This is a genomic window from Bradyrhizobium sp. (assembly GCF_035701725.1).
Taxonomy (GTDB): domain Bacteria; phylum Pseudomonadota; class Alphaproteobacteria; order Rhizobiales; family Xanthobacteraceae; genus Bradyrhizobium.
On record NZ_DASSRP010000320.1, the window covers coordinates 1 to 21,787 of the forward strand.

Here is a 21,787-nt window from a genome sequence, read left to right on the forward strand (position 1 = left end):
GATGCACCGTTCCAGCCCTTGCGCAAGCCGCTTGCGCAATCCCGCGTCACCATCATCACGACCGCAGCGCCATTCGACCCCGCCAAGGGCGACCAGGGACCTGGCGCGACATATAACGGAGGCGCCAAATTCTATTCCGTCTACGATGGCGATACGTCCAAGAAGCATGATTTGCGGATTTCGCACATAGCCTATGACCGCGCGCACACCTCGGCCGAGGACAGCGGCACCTGGTTCCCATTGCCACAACTTCTGCGGCTCGCCGCGGAAAAGCGCATCGGCGAAGTTGCGCCGCGGTTCTTTGGCGCCCCGACCAACCGCAGCCATCGCGTGACCATCGAAACCGACGCGCCGGAAGTTCTGGCCCGCTGCCAGGCCGATGGCGTCGATGCTGCGGTGCTGGTGCCGAACTGCCCGGTGTGCCACCAGACCGTGAGCCTTATCGCCCGCCATCTGGAGGCCAACGGCATCCCCACGGTCGTGATGGGCTGCGCCAAGGATATCGTCGAGCACGCCGCCGTCCCCCGATTCCTGTTCTCTGACTTTCCGCTCGGCAACTCTGCCGGCAAGCCGCATGACGTGGCCTCGCAGGCCTTCACGCTCGAACTGGCGCTGCGTGTGCTGGAAACCGCGCCCTCGGCACAAACCACCGTGCAGTCGCCGCTGCGGTGGAGCGCCGATCCCGCCTGGAAGCGCGACTACAACAACGTCGAGGCGCTGAGCGCCGATGAGCTGGCGCGACGCCGGCGCGAGTTCGACGCGCAAAAGGAGGTCGCGCGCACCTTGCGCGACACGGCCGCTTAAACTTGTAAAATCGTCCGTATTCCCGTCGCTTGCGGCCTGGCGGATTTGACGTTCGCTGCCCGTCCTCCCAAATCGGTTTACGTTAACGCGGCATTTTGGCCGCGCTGCCCTTTTATGCGCCACCGGCTCGCGTAAAAGGTTGGGCCTTAATCGGGAGCTTTTCGATGCCGGAGCGACGCCACAGCCCACGCGACAAGGTGATTTACGGCGGGACCGCCGAGATCGCCGAGAGCGGCACGTCGCGGGATTGCGTGGTCCGCAACATTTCGGAAAACGGAGCCCATCTCGAATTCAAGAGCGCGGTTGGGCTGCCGAAGGACTCACTTCGACTGACGATTGCGCGCAAGGGCCGCTCGTTCATGGCCAAGATCATCTGGTGGCGCGACAATTTCGTTGGCGTCGCGTTCAGCCCGGATCACTCTTACGAGCTGCCCGGCTCCGACCTTGCCGAACGGCTGCGCCGAAGCGAAAAGAAGAAGCGTCAGTTGCAGCGCCGCATCAAAGAGCTGATCGGCGAAAGCTAGCTTTCAAACCTCCCCGCGGGCCATCTCTCGATCTCTTGTGTCGCCTTCCCTGCCCGCCCATAATCGCGGAAAAAGCTGGTGGAGTGCATTCGCTGCCCGTCTAGCCGCGGGGTTGTCGAGCGAATGCCAAATCCCAAGCTCCACCAGAATCTATATTTGCTAGTGGTCCTCCGATTCTCACATTCGCGAAAGTGCCCGTTGCGAGGGAATGCGAATGTTAGAATCGGACCACGAGGGGAGGACAAGAAAACAATGCGCGATCTCTCATTGATTGTCGCCGCCGTCATAGGCCTGGCCTGCCAACCCGCGCACGCCCAAACCACCGACCGTACCATCGACGAAATCAAGACCGAGACGCTCGCCCGCGCGCAGACCGGTGCCTATCCTGCGCTCGGCATCCAGCCTGGCGATGCCAGCGAAGCGCTTGGACGGATCAAGAGCCGCGATCCCGATGAATGGGCCGCTGCCTGGAGCGCGGTGGCCGATACCTACAGTGCCAAAGCGAAGGCGGCGTCCGATCCAAAGGAGGCCGATGTCAACTTTGTCCGCGCCTGGCGCCTGTATTATTTCGGTCAATGGCCCGCCCCAACCTCGCCCGGCAAGCTCGCCGCGTATCAAAAGGCGGTCGACGCCTATTTGCAGCACGCCCGCTATTTCGATCCGCCGCTCGAAGTCGTGCACATTCCCTATGGCGACAAGGAGATCGTCGGCTACCTGAGATTGCCGCCCCATGCACCGCGGCCGGTGCCGCTGGTACTCGCGATCTCCGGCCTCGACAGCCGCAAGGAGACCGTCTCCGAGACCTATGCGGCCGCGATCCCCGAAGGCATCGGCTTTTTCGCCGTCGACAGCCCGGGCACCGGCCAATCGCCGCGCAAGGCCGACGAGACCGCCGACCAGATCTATTCGCGCGTGCTTGACTATCTCGCGACGCGGCCCGAGATCGACAAGAACCGCATCCTGGTGCACGGCCAGAGCTTTGGCGCCTACTGGGCGGCCAAGCTCGCGCACACCGAGGCCAAACGGCTGGTCGGCGCGGTGACCCAGTCGCCGCCGATCCATCGTACCTTCCAGCCCGACTTTTTTCGCGCGCGGATGTATACGCGCGAATACCTGTTCGATTACGTGCCGGCGAGCCTGTTCGTCTATGGCATGAAATCGGCCGATGAGCTGATCGCCTTCCTGCCGAAGATGTCGCTGCAAGCGCAGGGGCTGCTCGGCAGGCCGACGGCGCCCATCCTGGTCGTCGGCGGCACGCGCGATACGCAGGTTCCGATCGAGGACCTCGAGCTCTTGATCAATAGCGGCATCGATCCCCGCGAAGCCTGGATCAACCCAGCCGGCGGGCATATGGGACGCACCGCTGACGCGTGGCCGGACCCTGTGATCTTCCGGAAGATCATCCTGCCGTGGGAAGTGCGCCACCTCAACGCCATCGCCGGCGCCAAGACAGCCGGCGCGCCTTAGGCTCTGCCCGGCGTGCCTAAGCAACTGGCACTGGCAATCTCGCGAGTGCGAAGGTTGCGACGAATATCTCTCTTTTAACGCGCCCACACTTCTGTCAGCTTACGGCCGCCCGACGGGTCAACTTGCCGGGTGACAACGACATAAACGAACGAAAAGAACAGCCGGAGGAAACCTGATGCCCGCCACGACCGAGCGCCGCCTCATCGTCAATCGCCGTGCCCTGCTTCGTGCCGGCGGAGGTCTGGCAGGCATTCTCGCCAGCGGCCGCGCGCCTGTATTCGCGCAGGCGCAGCCGAAAAAGCTGGTCTTTTCGCACATCAATGCGGTGCCGGAATCGGCGGCCGTCGCCTTCGATTGGATGGCCAAGGAACTGACTGCCCGCTCGAACGGCGCGCTCGAAATGCAGTTCTTTGGCAAAACGCTGATTCCGCAAGAGCTTGAAATCATGAACGCCGTTAAATCCGGCAGCATCGCGATGGGCAGCCCGGCCGGCGCTGCCGCCACGATCTTCCCGGAAATGGGCGCGTTCCTCGTGCCTTATTTGGTGAAGGATTACGCCACCGCCTACGCGATGTTCAACGGCAAGGTCGGAGACAAGCTGAGCAAGCAGATCGAGGACAACTATAAGCTCAAGGTGCTCTGCTATTTCGACTACGGCTTCCGCCATTTCTGGACTTCGAAAAAGCCGATCGTCGAGCCACGCGATCTCCGCGGAATGAAGATCCGGGTGCAGCAGTCCAAGATCTTTGGAGACACCATTAACGGGCTCGGCGGCAACGCGGTGCCAATGGCCTATGGCGAGGTCGTCACCGCCGCGAAACAAGGCGTAATCGACGGCGGCGATCTTCCGATCGTCAACATGAAGGCGCTGAAGATCTACGAGGTGTCGAAATACGCCTCGCTGACCTATCACAATTACGGTCCGACCAACGCCGTGATGAATCTCGAGATCTGGAACGGGCTGACCGGCGACCAGCAGAAGCTGATTCTCGAGCTGTCGCGCGCCGCGCAGGAAAAGATCCGCCAGCAAACCGAGTCGGTCGATAATTTCGCGGAGGCTAAAGCTTTGCTGGAGCCGCTCGGCATGACCGTGGTCGAAGCCAAGGTCGACGAATTCCGTAAAGTCGCGCAACAGAAGATCTGGCCGGCCTACAAGTCGCAATACGGCGCGCTGTGGGACGAGATCGAAGGTTTCAAGGCGTAAAGCCGCGCGGCACCGGATTTGACGCGCATGCTGCGGATTCTCAAAACCGCCCCGAAGGTAGCGGTCACGGCGCTGATCGTACTTGCGATCATCAATCTCCTGGTCGGGGTTATCCTCCGCTACTTCGTCGGCGCCATCACCGACTGGCTCGATATCGATCCGGTGCCGTTCACGTGGGTTGAGGAAGTCGGCGAACTATCGCTGGCGTGGCTGACGCTGATCGGGGCTGCGATCGGCCTTCAGTCGCGCTCGCATTTCGCGCTGTCGGTGTTTGTACACCACCTGCCGGAAACGGCGCAGCTCTGGATTCATCGGTTTAATCACGCGCTGATCGTCTGCGTCGGGCTTCTGGTCGCCTGGTACGGCTGGAAGCTTTGCCTGCTCAACCGCGCCCTGACGACGCCCGGTCTGGAGATCAGCCTCGCCTGGCTCTACGCTTCGGCCGTCCTCGGCGGCGCTCTGATCGCGGTCTATGGCCTCGCCGAGATGCTATCGCCCTCCCTGCAGCCTGACTCTCCACATTAAGGCGCGCCGCTGATGCTACTCGCCACGGTCGCCGTCGTCTTCCTCGTCCTGATCCTGCTATCGATGCCGATCGTGTTCGCGCTCGCCGTCGCCGGCATCGCGGGCCTTTGGATCGGCGGCTATCCGATGCAGCAACTCTCCTCCGCGCTGGTGTCGGGGTCGCAAAGCTGGGTGCTGCTCGCCATCCCGGCCTTCGTCTTTGCGGGCAATTTGATGGAACGCTGCGGCATGAGCCACGCGCTGGTCGAACTGGCGCGCGCCTTGATCGGCTGGGTCAGAGGCGGGCTCGGCATGTCGGTCATCGTGGTTGCCTATTTCTTTTCCGACATCTGCGGATCGAAAATGGCGGAAGTATCGGCCCTCGGCTCGGCCTTGATGCCGCCGCTGACCAAGGCCGGCTACGACCGGCGCGACTCCGCCTCCCTGATCGCGGCCGGCACTGCGATGGGCATGCTGGTGCCGCCGGCCATCTTCATGATCGTGATCGCGCAGGTCACCAACACCTCGGCGGTCGCGCTGTTCGTCGCCGGCTTCGTCCCCGCCATGGTCATCATGTTCTGCCTGATGTCGGTGGTGTATATCCGTGCGCGGCAGAAGAATTGGCCGGTCGATAACCGGCCGAGCGTCAAGCGGCTTGGCGAGGCCGCACTGCACGCCGCAGTGCCGATGGTGGTGCCGTTCGTGATTCTTGCCGGTTTCATCCTCGGCATCATCACCGCGACCGAGGCCGGCGCCGTGGTCGCTGGTTACGCTTTCCTGGCGGCAAAGCTCTACTACCGCAACGTCTCCTGGCGCGAGATGGGCCGGATCGCCTACGACAGCGCGATCCTCACCGCCGCTGTGGTGTTCCTGCTCGCAGTCGCATCCGTCTATCAATATCTGATGGGCGTCAGCGGCGTACCGCAGCTTCTCGGCGAACTACTTTCGCCGCTGAAAGGGCACCCCTGGCTGTTTCTCTCGGTTACCGCGATCGTGAGCTGCCTGTTCGGCATGGTGCTGGAAGGCCTGCCCGCCGCGGTCGTGCTCATTCCCGTGGTGTTTCCGATCTCGGAATCGATGGGCATCGATCCGATCCATTTCAACATCGTTCAGACCGCTGCGGTGGGCATCGGACTTTTTCTGCCGCCCATGGGCGTCGGACTGTTGATGGCGCTGCGTTTTGCAAGACTGAACGTCGGCGAGCACTTCCGCACTTACCTGCCCTATATGCTCGCGCTGTTTGTGGGCCTGCTGCTGATCATCTGTATTCCCGAGATCAGCCTGACGCTGCCGAAGGCCGCCGGGCTGATCCGCTAGACCCGGTCGCAGAAGTCTTCGGGCGTCGGCAAGGCCGCGCCCGAAGACAATTGCGCCTGCCGATCAGATCAGGTGCAGGTGCTTCAGCTTTCGGATTTCTTCCACAAACTCCTCAATGCCCCGCTTGTCGTAGATCATCATCAGCCGTTCCGGGCTGAGGTTCGACAGCACCACGTTGCGGAAGAAGTTGTTGTAGCGGGACACGTCGCTGGCGTCGTAGCCAAATTGCGGCGCGACTTGAGCCAGCAGCACCTGGACGGTGGTGACGGCCGGGATGGAATTGACGAAATCGGCATCCGAGAGATTGTGGATCTGATATTCGACCAGCACGTTGCCCTGCCCTGCCTTGTCGAGATCGGTGCCGGAGCCAAGTTGGGCCAGCGGCGGCAGACGGAGCTGTCCGTTGTCCATCACCAGATAGCCTTTGGCGACGGGGTCGATCTGCGCGAGGATGGCGGCGGCCCGCAGCCAATTCACGACCTTGAACTCATTGCCGAGCGTCGGCGCCGAGTGAGCCGAAGCTTGCGTGATCACGAGCAACGGCGACAGGCCGCGCGCCATGGTCTCGGCAATGCTGATAATGTGGTGGCCGCCGGTGCGGGAATCGCCGGCCGCTCCGAAATTGTCGTTGGTTCCGGTGCCGCCGAAATTCAGTTCGGTGAACTCGGTGCCGTCGGCATTCCACTGGAACACCATCATCTTCGCCCAGTCGTGCCAGATCGGCGCGGCGAGAACGACATCCTGATTGATGTTGACGTCCGCATCATCGCGATCACGGATGATGCCGGTCGCGATCGGAAGACCCTGCCGACCAACGACACCATATTCGCCGCGATAGGTATCGGCGAAATTGATCGAGCTCTGGTCGTTGAAGGATTCGTGGACCGCAAGACCGCCGGGATAGGAATGGTGGCCGCCGAAGTTGCTGCCGGGCGTGGCCCTGAAGGTCATCGGCAATGTGGGACATGCCGAGCCGTCATTGATGACGGGAGGGAACACACCGGCCTTGACGCCGCCGGTGATGCTGGCCGCATCCGCGGGGTTGACGAGGTTCTGCGCAATCAGCGTGGAGATGATCTGGGACTTGACGGCATCGGTCACGTGAATGCGATGACGAATGCAGGTATTGGGATTAAGGAATGAATCGAGCGTGGCATTACGAAGCTGCGAATCGTCAATGCGTTCCGCGTTCCGTAGCAAGACATCGACAGCCGATCCAACGAGCTGCGATGCAGATCCGATCTGCTGCGCACGTGCAATTCCGGCGCCAACCTGCGTCTGGTCCGCAGCATTTGCATAAGCGCCGCTGAGCAAAACGGCAAAAAGAGTTACAGCTCCGTGACGAATCAAGGCGGCCTCCATCCTTCATTTCATGAAAAATCGAAGCGCGAAAATAATTGCAGACGCTGAATCTGCTTTCCGCACCCGACGATGGAACGCTAGCCGCGCCGCATGTCTCTCGCGTGAAGTTTAGATGTCCAGCAATTGACCGACATATTGCCACACGATTGCTCGCGCCGCCTTGTGCTTGAATCGCAACGCAATTCCGAGGAAACGACCCCGTTGCGGCGCCACCGAAAAAAATCGACGGACACGCTGGCGCAACGTCATTTGCGCTAAACATGCGCGGCCCTATGTTGCCGAGATCTTGCCGCGGATCGGCGCTGCCGGCCGCCGCGCCTCGCCTGCTTCCAGCACAAAACGCTGATCGAGCGAATACCAGGGCGCCGCAAAGCCAAGTTCGCTCGACGGCTCGTCGTGGCGAACGTAATTGCCGATCAGCGCGCGCGTGACGCCGAACTGCACGTCCGAATCGATATGGGGATCGTCGGGTGAATACACCTGCGAGATCAGCGTCTTGAATCCGGGCTTGAATACCATGAAGTGCAGATGCGCCGGACGGAAGTTGTGGCGGCGCGTGGCACGGACCAGATCCCCGACGGGACCATCGACCGGAATCGGATAGCCCGCCGGCTTGACGCTGCGAAATTGAAACCGTCCGTCCTCTCCGGAGACGAAGCGGCCGCGCAAATTCATCTCGGCCTGCTTCGGGTCCTGGTTTTCGTAAAGACCTTCCGGCGAGGAATGCCATACGTCGATCTCCGCACCGGCAACGGGCCGGCCAGCGGCATCCTCGAGCGACACCGACACCAGCAATTCCGCGCCCGGCGTCGGCGAGCGCACCAGCGAGTCTCCGCTCGCGCAGATCGGCTGGTCGTCGCGCCAGAATGGCCCCAGCATGTTGGCCTGGGTCTCGGTCTGACCTTGATTGCCGTTGTTCAGCAGGCAGATGAGTGGCGACACGCCGAGCGAGCCCGCCATCAGCATGACTTCGTTGTGGGATGCGGTCGTCTTGTGGCCGAGCTCGGCGATGATCCGCACGGCCTCGCCGAATTCGCGCTCGGTCAGGCGGACCTCGCGGACAAAGCCGTGGAGGTGCCGCACCAAGGCCAGCAGGATCTCGCGCAAGCGCGGATTTTCGATCCGCGAGAAAGCCTCGATCACCGCCTCCGTCACCATGGCCTGATTTTCGATGATCATGGGCTCCCTCCGCACCTTCGTGCGACCGCTTCTAACAAAAAGGCCGGCGCAATACGCCGGCCTTTTCTTGATCTACTTGCTACCCGCTCTCTAAGCCTTCACCAGCGGGCCCCGGGAGGCCGGGCCTTTCGACCCGCCGCCGCCATTCGGCTTCGGCTTGCGCGGCACGCTGCGCTTGCGCGCGCCCGGCAGCTTCTCGGGCTTCGGCGTCACCGGCCCCTCGACAAAATCGAAGCCGATCTTGTCCTGAGCGGTCGCCTCGTCCTTGACAAGGACGACGCGGACGTGGCCGCCGCCCTTGAGCTTGCCGAACAGAACTTCGTCGGCGAGCGGCTTCTTGATGTGCTCCTGGATGACGCGCGCCATTGGCCGCGCCCCCATCTGCTCGTCGTAGCCGTGCTGAATCAGCCAGGCCTTCGCCGGATCCGACAGCTCGATCGTGACGTCGCGGTCGGCAAGTTGCGCCTCGAGCTGAAGCACGAACTTCTCGACCACCATGCCGATCACGTCCGCATTGAGATGCGCGAACGAGACGATGGCATCGAGACGATTACGGAATTCCGGGGCGAACTGCCGGTTGATCGCCTCGTGGTCGTCGCCTTCACGTTTGCTGCGGGTGAAGCCAAAAGCCTGACGTGCCAGATCGGCCGCGCCTGCATTCGTGGTCATGATCAGGATTACGTTGCGGAAGTTGACCTGCTTGCCGTTATGGTCGGTAAGCCGGCCGTGATCCATGATCTGCAGCAGCACGTTGTAGAGGTCGGGATGCGCCTTCTCGATTTCGTCGAGCAGCACCACGCAATGCGGATGCTGGTCGACGCCGTCGGTCAGCAACCCGCCCTGATCGAAACCGACATAGCCGGGAGGCGCGCCGATCAGGCGCGACACGGTGTGGCGCTCCATGTATTCGGACATGTCGAAGCGCAACAGCTCGACGCCGAGCGTCGCCGCCAACTGCTTGGCGACCTCGGTCTTGCCGACGCCGGTCGGACCCGAGAACAGGTAGCAGCCGATCGGCTTCTCCGGCTCGCGCAAGCCGGCGCGGGCCAGCTTGATCGAGGCCGACAGCGATTCAATCGCCTTGTCCTGGCCGAAGACCACCCGCTTCAAGGTCTGCTCGAGGTGCTTGAGGACCTCGGCGTCGTCCTTGGAGACGCTCTTGGGCGGAATCCGCGCCATCGTGGCGATGGTTGACTCGATTTCCTTGATGCCGATCGTCTTCTTGCGCTTGCTCTCGGCCACCAGCATCTGCGCCGCGCCGGATTCGTCGATCACGTCGATCGCCTTGTCCGGCAGCTTGCGGTCGTGGATGTAGCGGGACGACAGCTGCACCGCGGCTTCGATGGCTTCGTTGGTATATTTCAGCCGGTGATAATCCTCGAAGTAAGGCTTCAGGCCCTTGAGGATCGCGATCGCGTCATCCACCGTCGGTTCGTTGACGTCGATCTTCTGGAAGCGGCGAACCAGCGCGCGGTCCTTCTCGAAGTGCTGACGATATTCCTTGTATGTCGTCGACCCCATGCAACGGATCGTGCCCGAAGCCAACGCCGGCTTCAGCAGGTTCGATGCATCCATCGCGCCGCCGGACGTGGCGCCGGCCCCGATCACCGTGTGGATTTCATCGATGAACAGGATCGCGTTCGGATGTGCCTCGAGTTCCTTGAGCACCTGCTTGAGGCGCTCCTCGAAGTCGCCGCGGTAGCGGGTGCCGGCGAGCAGCGTGCCCATGTCGAGCGAGAACACCGTGGCGGCAGACAGTACCTCCGGAACCTCGCTGTCGACGATGCGCTTGGCGAGGCCCTCGGCGATCGCGGTCTTGCCGACGCCGGCTTCGCCCACGAACAGCGGATTGTTCTTCTGCCGGCGACAAAGCACCTGGATGGCGCGGTTGATTTCGGCGTTACGGCCGATCACCGGATCGATCTTGCCGTCACGCGCCTTCTTGTTGAGATTGACACAATAGGTCTCGAGGGCCTCGCCCTTCTTCTTGGCGTCCTCGTTGCCCTTGGTTTCGGTTTCTTCATCGACACCGCGGACCGGGCGCGCCTCGGATACACCGGGCCGCTTGGCGATGCCGTGGCTGATATAGTTGACCGCATCGTAACGCGTCATGTCCTGCTCTTGCAGGAAATAGGCGGCGTGGCTTTCGCGCTCGGCGAAAATCGCGATCAGTACGTTGGCGCCGGTGACCTCTTCGCGGCCCGACGACTGCACATGAATGACCGCGCGCTGGATCACGCGCTGGAATCCGGCGGTCGGCTTCGCGTCGTCGGCACCGTCGGTCACCAGGTTTTCGAATTCGGTTTCGAGATAGTTGACCAGGCTGGTGCGCAGCTTGTCGAGATCGACGCTGCATGCCCGCATCACGGCCGCGGCATCGCCGTCATCGATCAGCGACAGCAACAGATGTTCGAGCGTCGCATATTGATGATGACGCTCGTTTGCAATCGCCAGCGCACGATGCAGGGATTGTTCTAGGCTTTGGGAAAAAGTCGGCATTCGCGTCCTCTGTGGCCCCCTGCCATCATGATCGTCGTTGACCGGTGAGGCAACAACAACCTTTGCCGTATAATATAGTTGCGTCCAGGCTTAGCAAAAGGCCAGCCTATGCAGTTCTCCCAGCACGCTAAAGTGAGGGGACAGGTTTGTCCGTACTTTTGCGGTTAATCGTCCTGCTGGATGCAAAACCCGTTCCGACTACCGGCGACGAGACGGTGAAATACGTCAAACCCGTCATTTGACCGGGACAAGACGTCACTTCTTCTCCATCACGCATTGCAGAGGATGCTGATGCTTGCGCGCGAAATCCATCACCTGCGTTACTTTCGTCTCGGCGATTTCGTAGGTGAAAATTCCACATTCGCCGATGCCGTGATGGTGAACGTGCAGCATGATCTTGGTCGCGGCCTCGACATCCTTCTGAAAAAATTTTTCCAACACGAGAACCACGAACTCCATCGGCGTGTAGTCGTCGTTCAAGATCAGGACCCGGTAAAGATTCGGCCGCTTGGCTTTCGGCTTGACCTTGGTGATGACGGATGTGGCTGGCCCGCCGGTTCCACCGGTACGATTTTCATCGCTCGACAGTCGCGGGGAGAATGCAGCGCTCGACGAGACTTGCGGATCAGGGCTGGAAATCAGGCGAAACATGACAGGCGCGTTTGAAGTTCTCTTGGGGAAGCCGAAAAACGACTAGTGCTCCGATTTTGAAGTTCGCTCGCATTTGCCGCCCCTTTTAAGCGAACTTCGAAATCAAAGGAGCACCAGCAAACTCAGTATTCCAGAGCGGTTTGGAATTTGAAATTCCTATGACGAAGCTGCCGCGACATTGATAGGAACTTCAAATTCACCCCACTGGCCGAGGCTCTCGAACGACACGAACCATCGGTCAACTCCGAAAGATACCTCCTGACCGTACGCCCCGTGCTGGGCCATTTTGCGACCGGCCGCGCGACGCAGAATATGTGTCCGGCCTCGCGCCGCCGCAAGCTTGGAAAAGATGCGATCGCCACGATCGCGGCTTGCAGGAAGCCCGATTCCCCGCACCGTGTTCCCGTATAGCTTAGTCAATTCGCAACGCTTTGACAAAAGTCACTCGCATTCCATCTTCGACGTTATTCGGCTTGCATCGGCATGCATTCGATCACTCCGATCACGTCCACCTGCCCGCAATTTCATGCCAGGCTTCATATTGGCGGCTGAGCGGCGCCGAACTGACCGGCGCCCCCTACGGCCCCCGGCGACCGAACCCGTGCGGCGAGCCGAGGGCTGGGGTCCCGGCCACCCCACGGAAATTGTGCATTGCACAAGGCGCGATGGCGGTTACACTGAGAACCTCGAATTCCGTGCTTTTCGGCAAGCCTTTCTTAATCATTTGGAAACCGCGGTCTCCTAACCTGATTCCTCAAGTCTGCCCGGCTTGGGGCAGGCTCCGAAATCTGTTTGTGAACAGCGTCTTAGCTGGAATGGCGGACTGTCGGCCGGCACTGCGGAATGAGCCCCTAGCCGGTTTCTGAACAGGGAAACATCACCAGCCCGTCGGGCATAATTTGGCCTCACGAACCGGTGATCAAGACAGAAAATGGGACGGGAAAGTTCATGCTTCGAACCAACTTGGTTGCCTCGCGCCGTTTGCGGGTTTGCTCTTTCGGGTTCATCGCCGCCGCAGCCGCCATCACTTTCACCACCGATATCGCTGAAGCGCGCCACTACCGGCACTATCATCATTACGTACGCCATTCCCGGTCTCACTCCGAAGACCGCGACAGCTACAGCCCGGCGTTCTCCCAGATCATCGTCGATGCCAATTCCGGCGCCACGCTGACGTCAAGCAATCCGGACGCCAGCCGCCATCCGGCCTCGCTCACCAAGATCATGACGCTTTATCTGCTGTTCGAGCGCCTCGACGCCGGCAAGATCAAGCTCGACACCGAAATGCCCGTTTCCAGGCACGCCTCGGAACAGGATCCGACCAAGCTTGGATTGCTGCCCGGTCAAACCATCCGCGTCGAAGACGCGATCAAGGGACTGGTGACACGTTCGGCCAATGACGCCGCCGTCGTGATCGCCGAAGCGCTTGCTGGCGACGAAGATGATTTTGCCAAGCTGATGACCCGCAAGGCGCATATGCTCGGCATGAGCAAGACCACCTATCGCAACGCCTCGGGTCTGCCCGATGACGAACAGGTGACGACAGCACGCGATCAGGCCACGCTCGGCCGCGCGATTCAGGATCGCTTCCCGCGCTACTACCGCTATTTCTCGACCGCCTCCTTTACCTTCCGCGGGCACGCGATCGCCAACCACAATCACCTGCTCGGCAGCGTCGAGGGCGTCGACGGCATCAAAACCGGCTACACGCGTTCATCCGGCTTCAATCTCGTGACATCGATGCGCCGGGGCAATCGCCATCTGGTAGGCGTCGTCATGGGCGGCCGCAGCGGCAGCTCCCGCGACGCCATCATGCGCAACCTTTTGGCGGAAAATCTCGAAAAGGCTTCCACCAAGCGCACGGTGGCTGCGATCACGGAACGCGGCTCCGCTTCGGACAGCAATGTCGACGTCGCAAGCGCCGATGATGCGGCCTCCGCGCCGCCCGCCCCGGCCGTTCAGGCTGCTCCCGTCCCGGTGACGCCCGCAACGCCACGGCCGGCGGCTGCCGCCTCCCTGATGGCCCAAGCCAGGGCCGATGCATCAGCCAGGTCGGATACCAGGGTCGATCAGGCGAAAAACACCGAGCAGGCCAAGACCGAGCCCGCCCCGCTGACCAGCGGCGTGCTTCAGGCCCAGGCCGCCGCGGCGATCCCCGGCTCGTCCGAGCCGATGAAGCCGGTCAAGGTCAAAACCGTCCAGATCAAGGCCGGGCAAGTTAAACTGGCCTCCGCCGGTCCCGTCCAGGCCGCGCCATCCGTCACCAGCACGATTTCCGCCGCCCCGCGCGCCGATGCGCCGGAGGCTTCGAACACAGCGATCGCCAAAGCCAATTACGCGAAGGCTGAAACTGCCAAGCCGGACACCAGCATTGCGAAATCTGAAACGCCGCGGGCTGAACTCCCGCCGCAACCAGCCGGGCACGGCACCGGCAATGGCATTTTGGGCGTTCTGCCCGCTTCCAGCGTTACAGGCTCATCGCCGTCGCAAGCGCTGGCCTATGCCGATCCCGCGCCCCGCGCACCGCAGCCGCAAAGCCCGGCGCCCGCCGCCGATAACAAACCGGAGACTGTCACGACCCATACCGGTTGGATCGTTCAGGTCGGTGCGCTCGAAAGCGAGAGCGAAGCGCGCCAGCGCATTGAGGCCGCCCGCAGCCAGGCACATGGCCTGCTGAACAAGGCCGAACCCTTCACCGAGCCGGTAATGGCCAAAGGCGAGCGCAAGCTGTTCCGGGCCCGTTTTGCCGGCCTCGATCGCGATCAGGCTGAAGCAGTCTGCAAGACCCTCAAGCGCAACGACATTTCCTGCATGACGGTCCGCAACTAGCACGAAAGACACCAAATCTTGAGAAACGGGCGGCTTCCTGATGGGTGGCCGCCCGTTTTGTTTTGCAACTTCTCGTCAAGATTTTGCAGTTAAGCCTTAAGGGAAGTGAGCCACGCCGAACAACGGCGGGCGGGAGCGGCGTCGAACCACAGGAGCAACTCGCGGCCTTCTGCGTTTGATGGCGTACCGGAGTTAGTTGTGATGCGTGCGAAGCAAAACCTCCTTGGCCTCGTTTACCCGGGCGGCGAGGTACGTCGACCCCCCTTGGTCGGGATGCAGTTTCTTCATCAGGGCGCGGTGGGCGCGGCCGATGTCGTCGCGCCCCGCTCCCGGCTTCAGGCCAAGGATCTGATAGGCCTCCTCGTCCGTCATTTTGCTGCCCGACGCCGAGCTGCGCTGCCGGCCTGCCGCGTCTCCTTGCGCGTGCTGACGCCAAGCGGGAAACCGGCAGTCCAGATAGCTTTCAAGTAACGGCGCGCTTTCGGCATCCAGTTCGCCGAACATCCCAAGCAGCGCCGGAAGGCGGAGATCGTCTAGCGGACGCCCGGCATAAGGTCCGGCAATGACGGTTCCGGTCAGCGCGCCGCTATCGTGATCCAGCGTCATCTCGAAGAACCGCGAGCGCACCCGCGAAGTCTGGCCGCTCGAGCGCGCTCCGCCACCACCGCCAAAAATTCCGCCGATCGGCCCAAAGCCGGCGCTGCCAAACGGCGCCCATCCCAGCAGGCCCGCGCCGAAGATCCCGAGCGGTACGGCCACCGCAAGTTCGCCCTTGATGCCGGTGAATGCCGCGACCGCAAGCGCCAGCACACCGCCGACGATCTTGATGGCACGCGCAAGCACGGCCGGGTTGGCCGCGCGAAACATCTGCAGCAGCAAATAGAGAACAATAACGGCGACGGCGCCTGCAACCAGCGTGGGCATGCCCGCAATATAATTAAGGCGGACGAAAAAAACACGCCGGGCCGCCCTCTGCGACCGGTGCCGTCAAAAAAACGCGCTAGGGTATCCTTGTTTTGAGGCTGCGACCCGAGAGGAGCGCCATATGACAGTGCCGGGTTTGACGACCATCAAGAGCCCTTATCCGCCGCGCGAAACCATGAGCCGGCTGGAAGCAGCGGTCAAATCCAAGGGTCTCACCGTGTTTGCCCGGATCGATCATGCCGAGGGTGCCGCGGCGGCGGGTCTTGAACTGCGGCCGACGGAGGTCCTCATCTTCGGCAATGCCAAAGGCGGCACGCCCCTGATGCAAGCCGTGCAGACCATCGCCCTCGATCTGCCGCTCAAAGCACTGGTCTGGCAGGACGCCTCTGGCGAAACTTGGTTGTCGTGGAACGATCCGGCCTGGCTTGCGGCGCGTCACGGTCTCGGTGACCCCGAGGCGGTGGTCGGCAAATTGTCGGCGCTGCTTCAGGATCTCGCCAACGTGGCAATTGCGGCTTGAGCCGCATCATTTCATCTGGCCGAGCAAGCTGGCTGCACCAGCGTCGCTGCGCGACAGCCGCAGCAGTGCTTCGCGTCCGCCAGCCGCGTAAGCCGCCGCTGCCCGCAAGAGCTTGCGCAACTGCGCCGCGGCACCGGGATCGAATCGCGACCACGCGCCACCCGTCAGGCGAGCGATTTCACGGAACGCCCGTTCGACGGTGGCGTCGCCGCCCTCCTGAAACATGAAGACGGGGACCTTGAGCAGGCCAAGTTCGCCGGCCTTGGCGCAGAGATCGTCGACGTTTTCCTCCATGGCATCGCCGACAAACACCATCGCCCGCACGCCGGACGCGACCGCTTCGCGCCGCACCTCCGACAGCACCTTTCCGATCTGGGTGTTGCCGCCGCGGCAATCGATCTTGCTCATCAGCTTCGCCAGCACAGCACTGTCGGAAATCCAGCTCGAAGCGCGACATTCGTTGAAACCTCGGTAATAGACCAGGCGGATGTCGAGACTGCCGAGCGAGGCTGCTTCCCGAAACATGTCGGCTTGCAGCGCGCACGCCATGTCCCATGTCGGTTGCCGGCTCATGGTTGCGTCAAGGGCGAAGACAAGCCGTCCGCGGCTACCGGGCGCAAACGGCGACATCGCTTTCGCTTTGGCGACGAAGGCCGCGATATCCTCCGAAGCCGACGGCTCGCGCTCCGGCATCGAATTGCGCTCGCCGTCCCGCATCACTCCGCGGTCCGATTTGGGCTTGCTGGGCTCGCCGGTCATGACTTGCTCCCGCAACCCAATGTGGGTTGCGTCGCCGGCCGGTCAATGCGGCATCGAGCGCCTTGAGCGAAGCAGATACAAATCAGTTGTGCGCGACCGGCGCATAGGGCGCGACCGGACCTGCATCCGTCATGACCGGAGGGAGCGCGGTCTCGGCCGGGCGGAGATCGCTGTCCGCGTCGAGCATCTTATCCAGCGTTTCCTGGATAGCAGCCTTGGCCTCGTCTGAGCCGGTGTCGCGCATGTCGTTATGCTGGAACGAGGTCTGCACCACCGTAATTCCAGCCTTCTCACAGATTTCGTCGTTGGGCACGACGCCGGGATCGGGTTTGAAGACGGGATCCTTCGAACGGAACGAAATGATCTTGAACCGGCCGTCGGTCATAAACGGCACGCGCAGGTTATCAAGCGTGACCACCTTCTTGATCTGGTCAGGATAGAGCTTGGCGAAGTACATCGAGATGTCGCCACCGTTGGAGTGGCCGATCATCGTCAAGTGATCATAGTCCGCGTTGGGCTGAACCTTTTTGAGCTCTTCGATCGCAAAGCGGATGTTGGCGACGCCACGATGATATTGCGGCAGACGGCCGACGTAGAGTTCGCCGACCTTGGTCACGAGGGGGGCATCCGTTGCGAGGTCGTGCTGAATGCTCGCAACCATGTAGCCACGCGCCGCAAAGAGATTGGCCAGGAACGAGTACTCGGTGAACTTTACGGTATTGCCGTGATTGAGGATCGCCACCGGCAGCTTGATCATGCCGGCGTCAGCCTGCAACTCGCGGTCGCGGCGGACAGCGACGTCGATTTCAACCGGGCGGCCACCGCGCGACTCGTCATGAAACATCAGCGTCTCATGGCGGATCGCCCATTTGCTGACGGTGAAATAGCCAACCGCAGCCAAAGCCGACAGGGAAAGCAGAACGCCAATTCCACGTTTCATCTTCGTCCTCTGCGGGACCGCTTGAACTGCCTGAATTTAACGTCCAGACCTTGCGTCACACGCTCATAATATAATTCACGCTGCCGTGACAGAAAGACCAAAAATTGGCACTTCACCGCCCGATCATTGTGCGACGCGGCATTTCGCCGGTAGGAAGACGCCGACGAAAGACGGCCGAACGGGCCTGCAATGCGGCCTCGAGCATCAATTAAGGGTTCAGATTTGGGGTAAAAGCCCGGTAAAACACGGCCTTAGGAAATGGCCCTGTCCGCGAGCCGGGCATTTGAGTGGCGTGCCAAGCCCCTGGCCGCGGTCGCGGCGAACCGCTTTCCGTGGGCCCCGGCGATGCTCCCGTCAGGCACCGATGATGTCGTGCAGTTCCAGCGGCTTGTCGACCTGACCGAACCACTCGGCGCGGTTCGCGGCGCGGCGTCGCCCTCGCTCGTCCAAGGGCAGTTTGAGTTGACGCAGCAGGCTTGTGACCTCCTCGCGCGCGGTGACGTGGCCGAGATTCGGCCGGGTCCCGAGCGTTTCCTCGTCGAGGTCGTCCAGCGCGGTCAGTCCACGCGGGAAGAACTCGCGGTAGACGACCCGCTCCGCAAATCCATCCACCGACCGGAAGCCAAGCCGCAACGACAATTCCTTGAGCCCGTCGGCCACGAGTTGCTTGTTGCGCGAACCGAGCATCGACAGGCGGTTGCGGACGACGATCCAGTCGGTCGAAACGCCATCGATCTGCCGGCGCTTGCGGCGGGTATCGCGCACCATCTCGGCATAATGGCTTTCGCCGGTGACCGAATAGGTTTCGGGATCGACGGTTCCAAGCACGTCGAAATCGAGGAAGCTGTCGTTGATGGGGGTCACCAGCGTGTCGGCCATCGAATGCGCAAGCCGCATCAGATAGCTGTCGGAACCCGGCGTGTCGATCACGATGAAGTCGAAGCTGTGCTCGACCTCTCTGACTGATTCTTCGAACTGCTCGAATTCGGTCATCTCGTTTTCGGCGATCTGCATGGTCTGGCCAAGCTTGATGCAGCGATGCACCGGGATCTCGAGATTAATGCCGGTCCGGCTCGCCCATGCGCGGCGGTTGTTGATGTAACGGGTGAAGCTTTGCTGCCGGCAATCAAGGTCGATCGTGGCGACTCGCTGTCCTGCCTTCAGGAGCGCGACGGCGATATGCAGGGCCGTGGTGGACTTGCCGGAACCGCCTTTTTCGTTGCCCAGCACAACAACATGAGCCGAGCCCGATTGACCCTGACTTGTCTGCAGCAACATGCCTTCGACCCCCCTTTCGTCATCTTCAAATTCCGCGCGAGCGCGGTCAAGTAAAATGCGCAAACGTCATCACAAATCGCGACCGAGCCTGCCGTTATGATGAATCGTGCGCCTGAGGGGATGCACGACTCGCGCAACGCGCGCCGGCCGCCGCAAACGCAGGCAGGCTGATCCCGTGCTTGGCGATGCACCGCGGAGCTTGATAGAGTCGAACGGTGTCCCATTGCCGGGACCGCGTCCCACCTCGCCTGCCCTCCTGCTTTCACCTCCGTAGATCGAAAACCGATGCCGTCACGTCCCATGATCGTCCGAACCATCCCGGCGCTGCGCCGCGCAGTCGATGGACTCCGTGCCAGGAAAGCCTCGGTCGCACTGGTGCCGACCATGGGTGCACTCCATGACGGCCATGTGTCGCTGGTTCGGCTGGCAAAGCGGCGCGCCCGCAAGGTGGTGGTATCGATCTTCGTCAACCCCACCCAGTTTGCACCCACGGAAGACTACGGGTCGTACCCGCGCACCTGGAAAGCCGACCTTGCCAAACTGACGGCGGAAGGCGTCGACCTGGTTTGGAATCCCGACGTCGATACGATGTATCCGGCGGGCTTTGCGAGCCGCATCCTCACCGATGGGCCGGCGACGGTTGGCCTTGAAGATCGCTTCCGCCCGCATTTTTTCGGCGGCGTCGCCACGGTGGTCGGCAAACTCTTCACCCAAGTACGCCCTGACGTCGCGATTTTTGGCGAGAAGGACTTTCAGCAATTGCGGGTCGTGACACGGATGGCCGCCGACCTCGACCTCGGCGTCAAGGTGATCGGTTCCAAGACCGTTCGCGAGCGTGACGGGCTCGCGATGTCCTCTCGCAACGTCTACCTCTCCGCGGACGAGCGCCGCGCCGCGCCCGTCCTTTTTCGAACTATGAAAGAAGCCACCCGTCGCTTGCGCGCCGGCGAGGACGTTGAGACCGCACAGAAGAGCAGTGTCGCGACGATCACGGCTGCAGGATTTGTCGTCGACTACTTCGAAATTCGGCAGGCCGAGACGCTGGCGCCGGTTACCTCGATCAAGGACGGGCCCTTGCGTATTCTGGTTGCCGCCAAGATTGGCAACACGCGGTTGATCGACAACATCGCCGTGTAGCAGTTCAGACTTGTTGTCGACCTGGAGTTCCGGTTCCGAAGTTCGGGCGCCGCCCGCACTAGAGCAGGCCGAGATCGCGCAATTCGCGGCGCATCGGTTCGGGCATGGCGGCAACACCTGACGCTGCCGACCGCGTCAGATCGGGGGGTGCGGTGTCCGCGTCGAAATACCGCCAGCCCTGGAACGGCCGCATGGGACGCGGCGAGACCGAAATCACCTTGGGCTGCATCACCAGGCGGCATCGCCCGATACCATCCTTATCGCGGAACGGCTCAATGCCGATCAGCTTTTCGCGCGCCGCGATTTCGCCGCGTATGACCCAGTAAAGCGACCCTCCCGTCAGGATCTCCTCGATGCGCTTGGGGGTCATTCGCGTGACGTGGATATGGTGAGCCGGCTGGCCTTTCTTTTTGGCGGTCTTCATCCGTTCCGCGACCCACTCCCTCAGGTCCTTCACGGAATCGCAGCCGACGCAAAGCTTGATTAGATGAAGCGGCATAATGCTGATATCGGCGCAGACGTAATGGTGACGACTTGCTCTTTCGCTAATGACTCAGCCGTCGGTTCGTCAAGCGAATGTCAGACTCGTCAACAATAACGGGGATCAATCCTGCGAAGCGGTCGGCGCGGGCGCTGACGGCGCTAGCGAGGTGGCTGGAGCCGGCGTCCGCGGAGCCTTGGGCGCGGCTGCCTGCTTCTTGGCGGCGGCGGGCGGCGCTGGCGATGCCGCCGAACTGCTTGGTTTGGGTGGCGGTGTTTGCGCCGCATTCGCATTGGCCGACGCTCCCGCCGCGCGCGCCGCCGCCAAAGGCGGCTCAGCCGTCATGATACTCACAGCCGGCGTCGAAGATGCGCTCGGAAACTCTGCATTGGTCGGCCGTCCCGTCGGCATCCCGGGAATCAGCGGTGCGACCGTCGCCGCTACAGCCGGTGCAGCGGCGGGCGGAGCGTTCCAGAGCGCCGCGTACCTCGCCACCATCCCGTCATAGGTCCGTTCCTCGATGTTCGCTGTGATGCGACTGCGATCGGTCAGGGATCTAAACGCTGCACAATCTGACGGCGTGCAGTGGTCGCGGGCCACCAGCACCTCGGCCATCAGTCCATAGCGATCGTTCTGCACCGAACGCCGCAGCGCCTGAAGGCTGGATGTCATATTCTTGTTGGCCGCAACCACGTCACCGTAAGCGGTCAGGCGCGAGATCTGGCGGGCCGCATAGGATAACGCCGCCGCTGTGGCCTCTGGAGAGCCGAACACTGCCTTCTCGCAAGCGGTCAAAACCGTCTCACCGGCCAGATCATCGACACAAGCGAGCGCGGGCAACATCGCAGCACTAGGCGGCGGCGCGGTGTCTCCTCCCGCTTCGGTGCCGCCCGGACCGAAACCACGGGTCACTGCCGCCAGCGCGATCCCGACCGCCAACAACGTGATGACCGTCAACGCACCGTTCGCGACCGATTTCTCGGCACGAAGCAAAGTGATGAGCACAATAACGGCGAAAAAGCCCGCCGCGGCCAATGTGAGCCACATTGGAAACGCGGGAGCGCGCCACATCTGATCGAGCGTGTCGGCCCAAGCCCAGTTCATGCGCGATATCCCCTCGTGGAGTGGATTTGACGCTCACCGTCGAACCCGCCACGGGCTCGTCGCGCGAATACCAAAACTCCACCGGTGTGGCGGCCCGGAAGTCCGCATCGTTTGCGCGGCGAGTCCGTCGTGCAGACTTCTGAACCATGGCCACACTAGATCAATAAGTTAGCCAGCGTCTTTTCGATTCCGAAGTTTTCCAAGCCGTCTTGTCGCACACACGAGCGTGTTGCGAGAATTGCTTTTGGAGACTTCGCGCGCAGAAGCACGCCAATGCCGCCGCACCGGCTGACCAACAACTTAT

19 protein-coding genes are annotated in these 21,787 nt (G+C 61.9%); 9 read left to right on the forward strand and 10 right to left on the reverse strand.

Going from position 1 to position 21,787, the window contains the following annotated elements; all coding sequences use genetic code 11:
* From VFL62_RS19140 to VFL62_RS19165, 6 genes are all read left to right on the forward strand, one after another.
* Positions 1 to 804, forward strand: an 804-nt coding sequence (locus VFL62_RS19140) for a glycine reductase (RefSeq protein WP_325173951.1), incomplete at its 5' end; no start/stop codon positions are given.
* A 164-nt stretch (positions 805 to 968) separates the two neighbouring features.
* Complete coding sequence (locus tag VFL62_RS19145) at positions 969 to 1,328, forward strand: PilZ domain-containing protein (RefSeq protein WP_325173952.1); 360 nt, start codon at positions 969 to 971, stop codon at positions 1,326 to 1,328.
* A gap of 252 nt (positions 1,329 to 1,580) precedes the next feature.
* Positions 1,581 to 2,795, forward strand: a complete 1,215-nt coding sequence (locus tag VFL62_RS19150; RefSeq protein WP_325173953.1) for an alpha/beta fold hydrolase — start codon at positions 1,581 to 1,583, stop codon at positions 2,793 to 2,795.
* 175 nt (positions 2,796 to 2,970) lie between these two features.
* Complete coding sequence (locus VFL62_RS19155; RefSeq protein WP_325173954.1) at positions 2,971 to 3,999, forward strand: TRAP transporter substrate-binding protein; 1,029 nt, start codon at positions 2,971 to 2,973, stop codon at positions 3,997 to 3,999.
* A 27-nt stretch (positions 4,000 to 4,026) separates the two neighbouring features.
* On the forward strand, positions 4,027 to 4,524 hold the full coding sequence (locus tag VFL62_RS19160) for a TRAP transporter small permease (protein ID WP_325173955.1): 498 nt from the start codon (positions 4,027 to 4,029) through the stop codon (positions 4,522 to 4,524).
* A gap of 12 nt (positions 4,525 to 4,536) precedes the next feature.
* Positions 4,537 to 5,820: a TRAP transporter large permease gene (locus VFL62_RS19165; RefSeq protein WP_325173956.1), complete on the forward strand. Its 1,284-nt coding sequence runs from the start codon at positions 4,537 to 4,539 to the stop codon at positions 5,818 to 5,820.
* A gap of 63 nt (positions 5,821 to 5,883) precedes the next feature.
* Here VFL62_RS19165 and VFL62_RS19170 read toward each other — a convergent pair whose 3' ends face one another.
* The 4 genes from VFL62_RS19170 to clpS all read right to left on the reverse strand — a co-directional run bounded on the left by VFL62_RS19170 (position 5,884) and on the right by clpS (position 11,448).
* Positions 5,884 to 7,020: a hypothetical protein gene (locus VFL62_RS19170; protein WP_325173957.1), complete on the reverse strand. Its 1,137-nt coding sequence runs from the start codon at positions 7,018 to 7,020 to the stop codon at positions 5,884 to 5,886.
* 432 nt (positions 7,021 to 7,452) lie between these two features.
* Positions 7,453 to 8,361 carry a dioxygenase gene (locus VFL62_RS19175; protein ID WP_325173958.1) on the reverse strand — a complete coding sequence of 303 codons (909 nt, stop codon included), beginning with the start codon at positions 8,359 to 8,361 and terminating at the stop codon, positions 7,453 to 7,455.
* A gap of 90 nt (positions 8,362 to 8,451) precedes the next feature.
* Entirely contained in the window at positions 8,452 to 10,860 is a 2,409-nt protein-coding gene (gene clpA / locus VFL62_RS19180; RefSeq protein WP_325173959.1) for an ATP-dependent Clp protease ATP-binding subunit ClpA, read from the reverse strand.
* A gap of 255 nt (positions 10,861 to 11,115) precedes the next feature.
* Positions 11,116 to 11,448, reverse strand: a complete 333-nt coding sequence (gene clpS, locus VFL62_RS19185) for an ATP-dependent Clp protease adapter ClpS (RefSeq protein WP_325173984.1) — start codon at positions 11,446 to 11,448, stop codon at positions 11,116 to 11,118.
* A 1,011-nt stretch (positions 11,449 to 12,459) separates the two neighbouring features.
* Between clpS and VFL62_RS19190 the strand changes: the two genes are divergently transcribed.
* On the forward strand, positions 12,460 to 14,340 hold the full coding sequence (locus VFL62_RS19190) for a serine hydrolase (protein ID WP_325173960.1): 1,881 nt from the start codon (positions 12,460 to 12,462) through the stop codon (positions 14,338 to 14,340).
* Positions 14,341 to 14,532: 192 nt separating this feature from the next.
* Here VFL62_RS19190 and VFL62_RS19195 read toward each other — a convergent pair whose 3' ends face one another.
* The gene (locus VFL62_RS19195) at positions 14,533 to 15,264 is read right to left on the reverse strand and encodes a DnaJ domain-containing protein (RefSeq protein WP_325173961.1); all 732 of its coding nucleotides are present in this window, start codon (positions 15,262 to 15,264) and stop codon (positions 14,533 to 14,535) included.
* Positions 15,265 to 15,385: 121 nt separating this feature from the next.
* Here VFL62_RS19195 and VFL62_RS19200 point away from each other — a divergent pair, with 121 nt between their 5' ends.
* On the forward strand, positions 15,386 to 15,784 hold the full coding sequence (locus VFL62_RS19200) for a DUF302 domain-containing protein (protein WP_325173962.1): 399 nt from the start codon (positions 15,386 to 15,388) through the stop codon (positions 15,782 to 15,784).
* A 6-nt stretch (positions 15,785 to 15,790) separates the two neighbouring features.
* Here VFL62_RS19200 and VFL62_RS19205 read toward each other — a convergent pair whose 3' ends face one another.
* From VFL62_RS19205 to VFL62_RS19215, 3 genes are all read right to left on the reverse strand, one after another.
* Positions 15,791 to 16,543 carry a VWA domain-containing protein gene (locus VFL62_RS19205; RefSeq protein WP_325173963.1) on the reverse strand — a complete coding sequence of 251 codons (753 nt, stop codon included), beginning with the start codon at positions 16,541 to 16,543 and terminating at the stop codon, positions 15,791 to 15,793.
* Positions 16,544 to 16,625: 82 nt separating this feature from the next.
* Positions 16,626 to 17,483, reverse strand: a complete 858-nt coding sequence (locus tag VFL62_RS19210; RefSeq protein WP_325173964.1) for an alpha/beta fold hydrolase — start codon at positions 17,481 to 17,483, stop codon at positions 16,626 to 16,628.
* Between the two features lie 354 nt (positions 17,484 to 17,837).
* A complete protein-coding gene (locus tag VFL62_RS19215; protein WP_325173965.1) occupies positions 17,838 to 18,761 on the reverse strand; it encodes a division plane positioning ATPase MipZ in 924 nt (307 codons plus the stop codon).
* A 285-nt stretch (positions 18,762 to 19,046) separates the two neighbouring features.
* Here VFL62_RS19215 and panC point away from each other — a divergent pair, with 285 nt between their 5' ends.
* Positions 19,047 to 19,898 (forward strand): pantoate--beta-alanine ligase, encoded by an 852-nt coding sequence (gene panC, locus VFL62_RS19220; protein WP_325173966.1) that lies wholly within the window; start codon positions 19,047 to 19,049, stop codon positions 19,896 to 19,898.
* Between the two features lie 58 nt (positions 19,899 to 19,956).
* Here panC and VFL62_RS19225 read toward each other — a convergent pair whose 3' ends face one another.
* Both VFL62_RS19225 and VFL62_RS19230 read right to left on the reverse strand, forming a co-directional pair.
* Complete coding sequence (locus tag VFL62_RS19225; protein WP_325173967.1) at positions 19,957 to 20,397, reverse strand: DUF1489 domain-containing protein; 441 nt, start codon at positions 20,395 to 20,397, stop codon at positions 19,957 to 19,959.
* Positions 20,398 to 20,502: 105 nt separating this feature from the next.
* A complete protein-coding gene (locus VFL62_RS19230; protein ID WP_325173968.1) occupies positions 20,503 to 21,483 on the reverse strand; it encodes a hypothetical protein in 981 nt (326 codons plus the stop codon).
* Positions 21,484 to 21,787 lie beyond the last annotated feature (304 nt).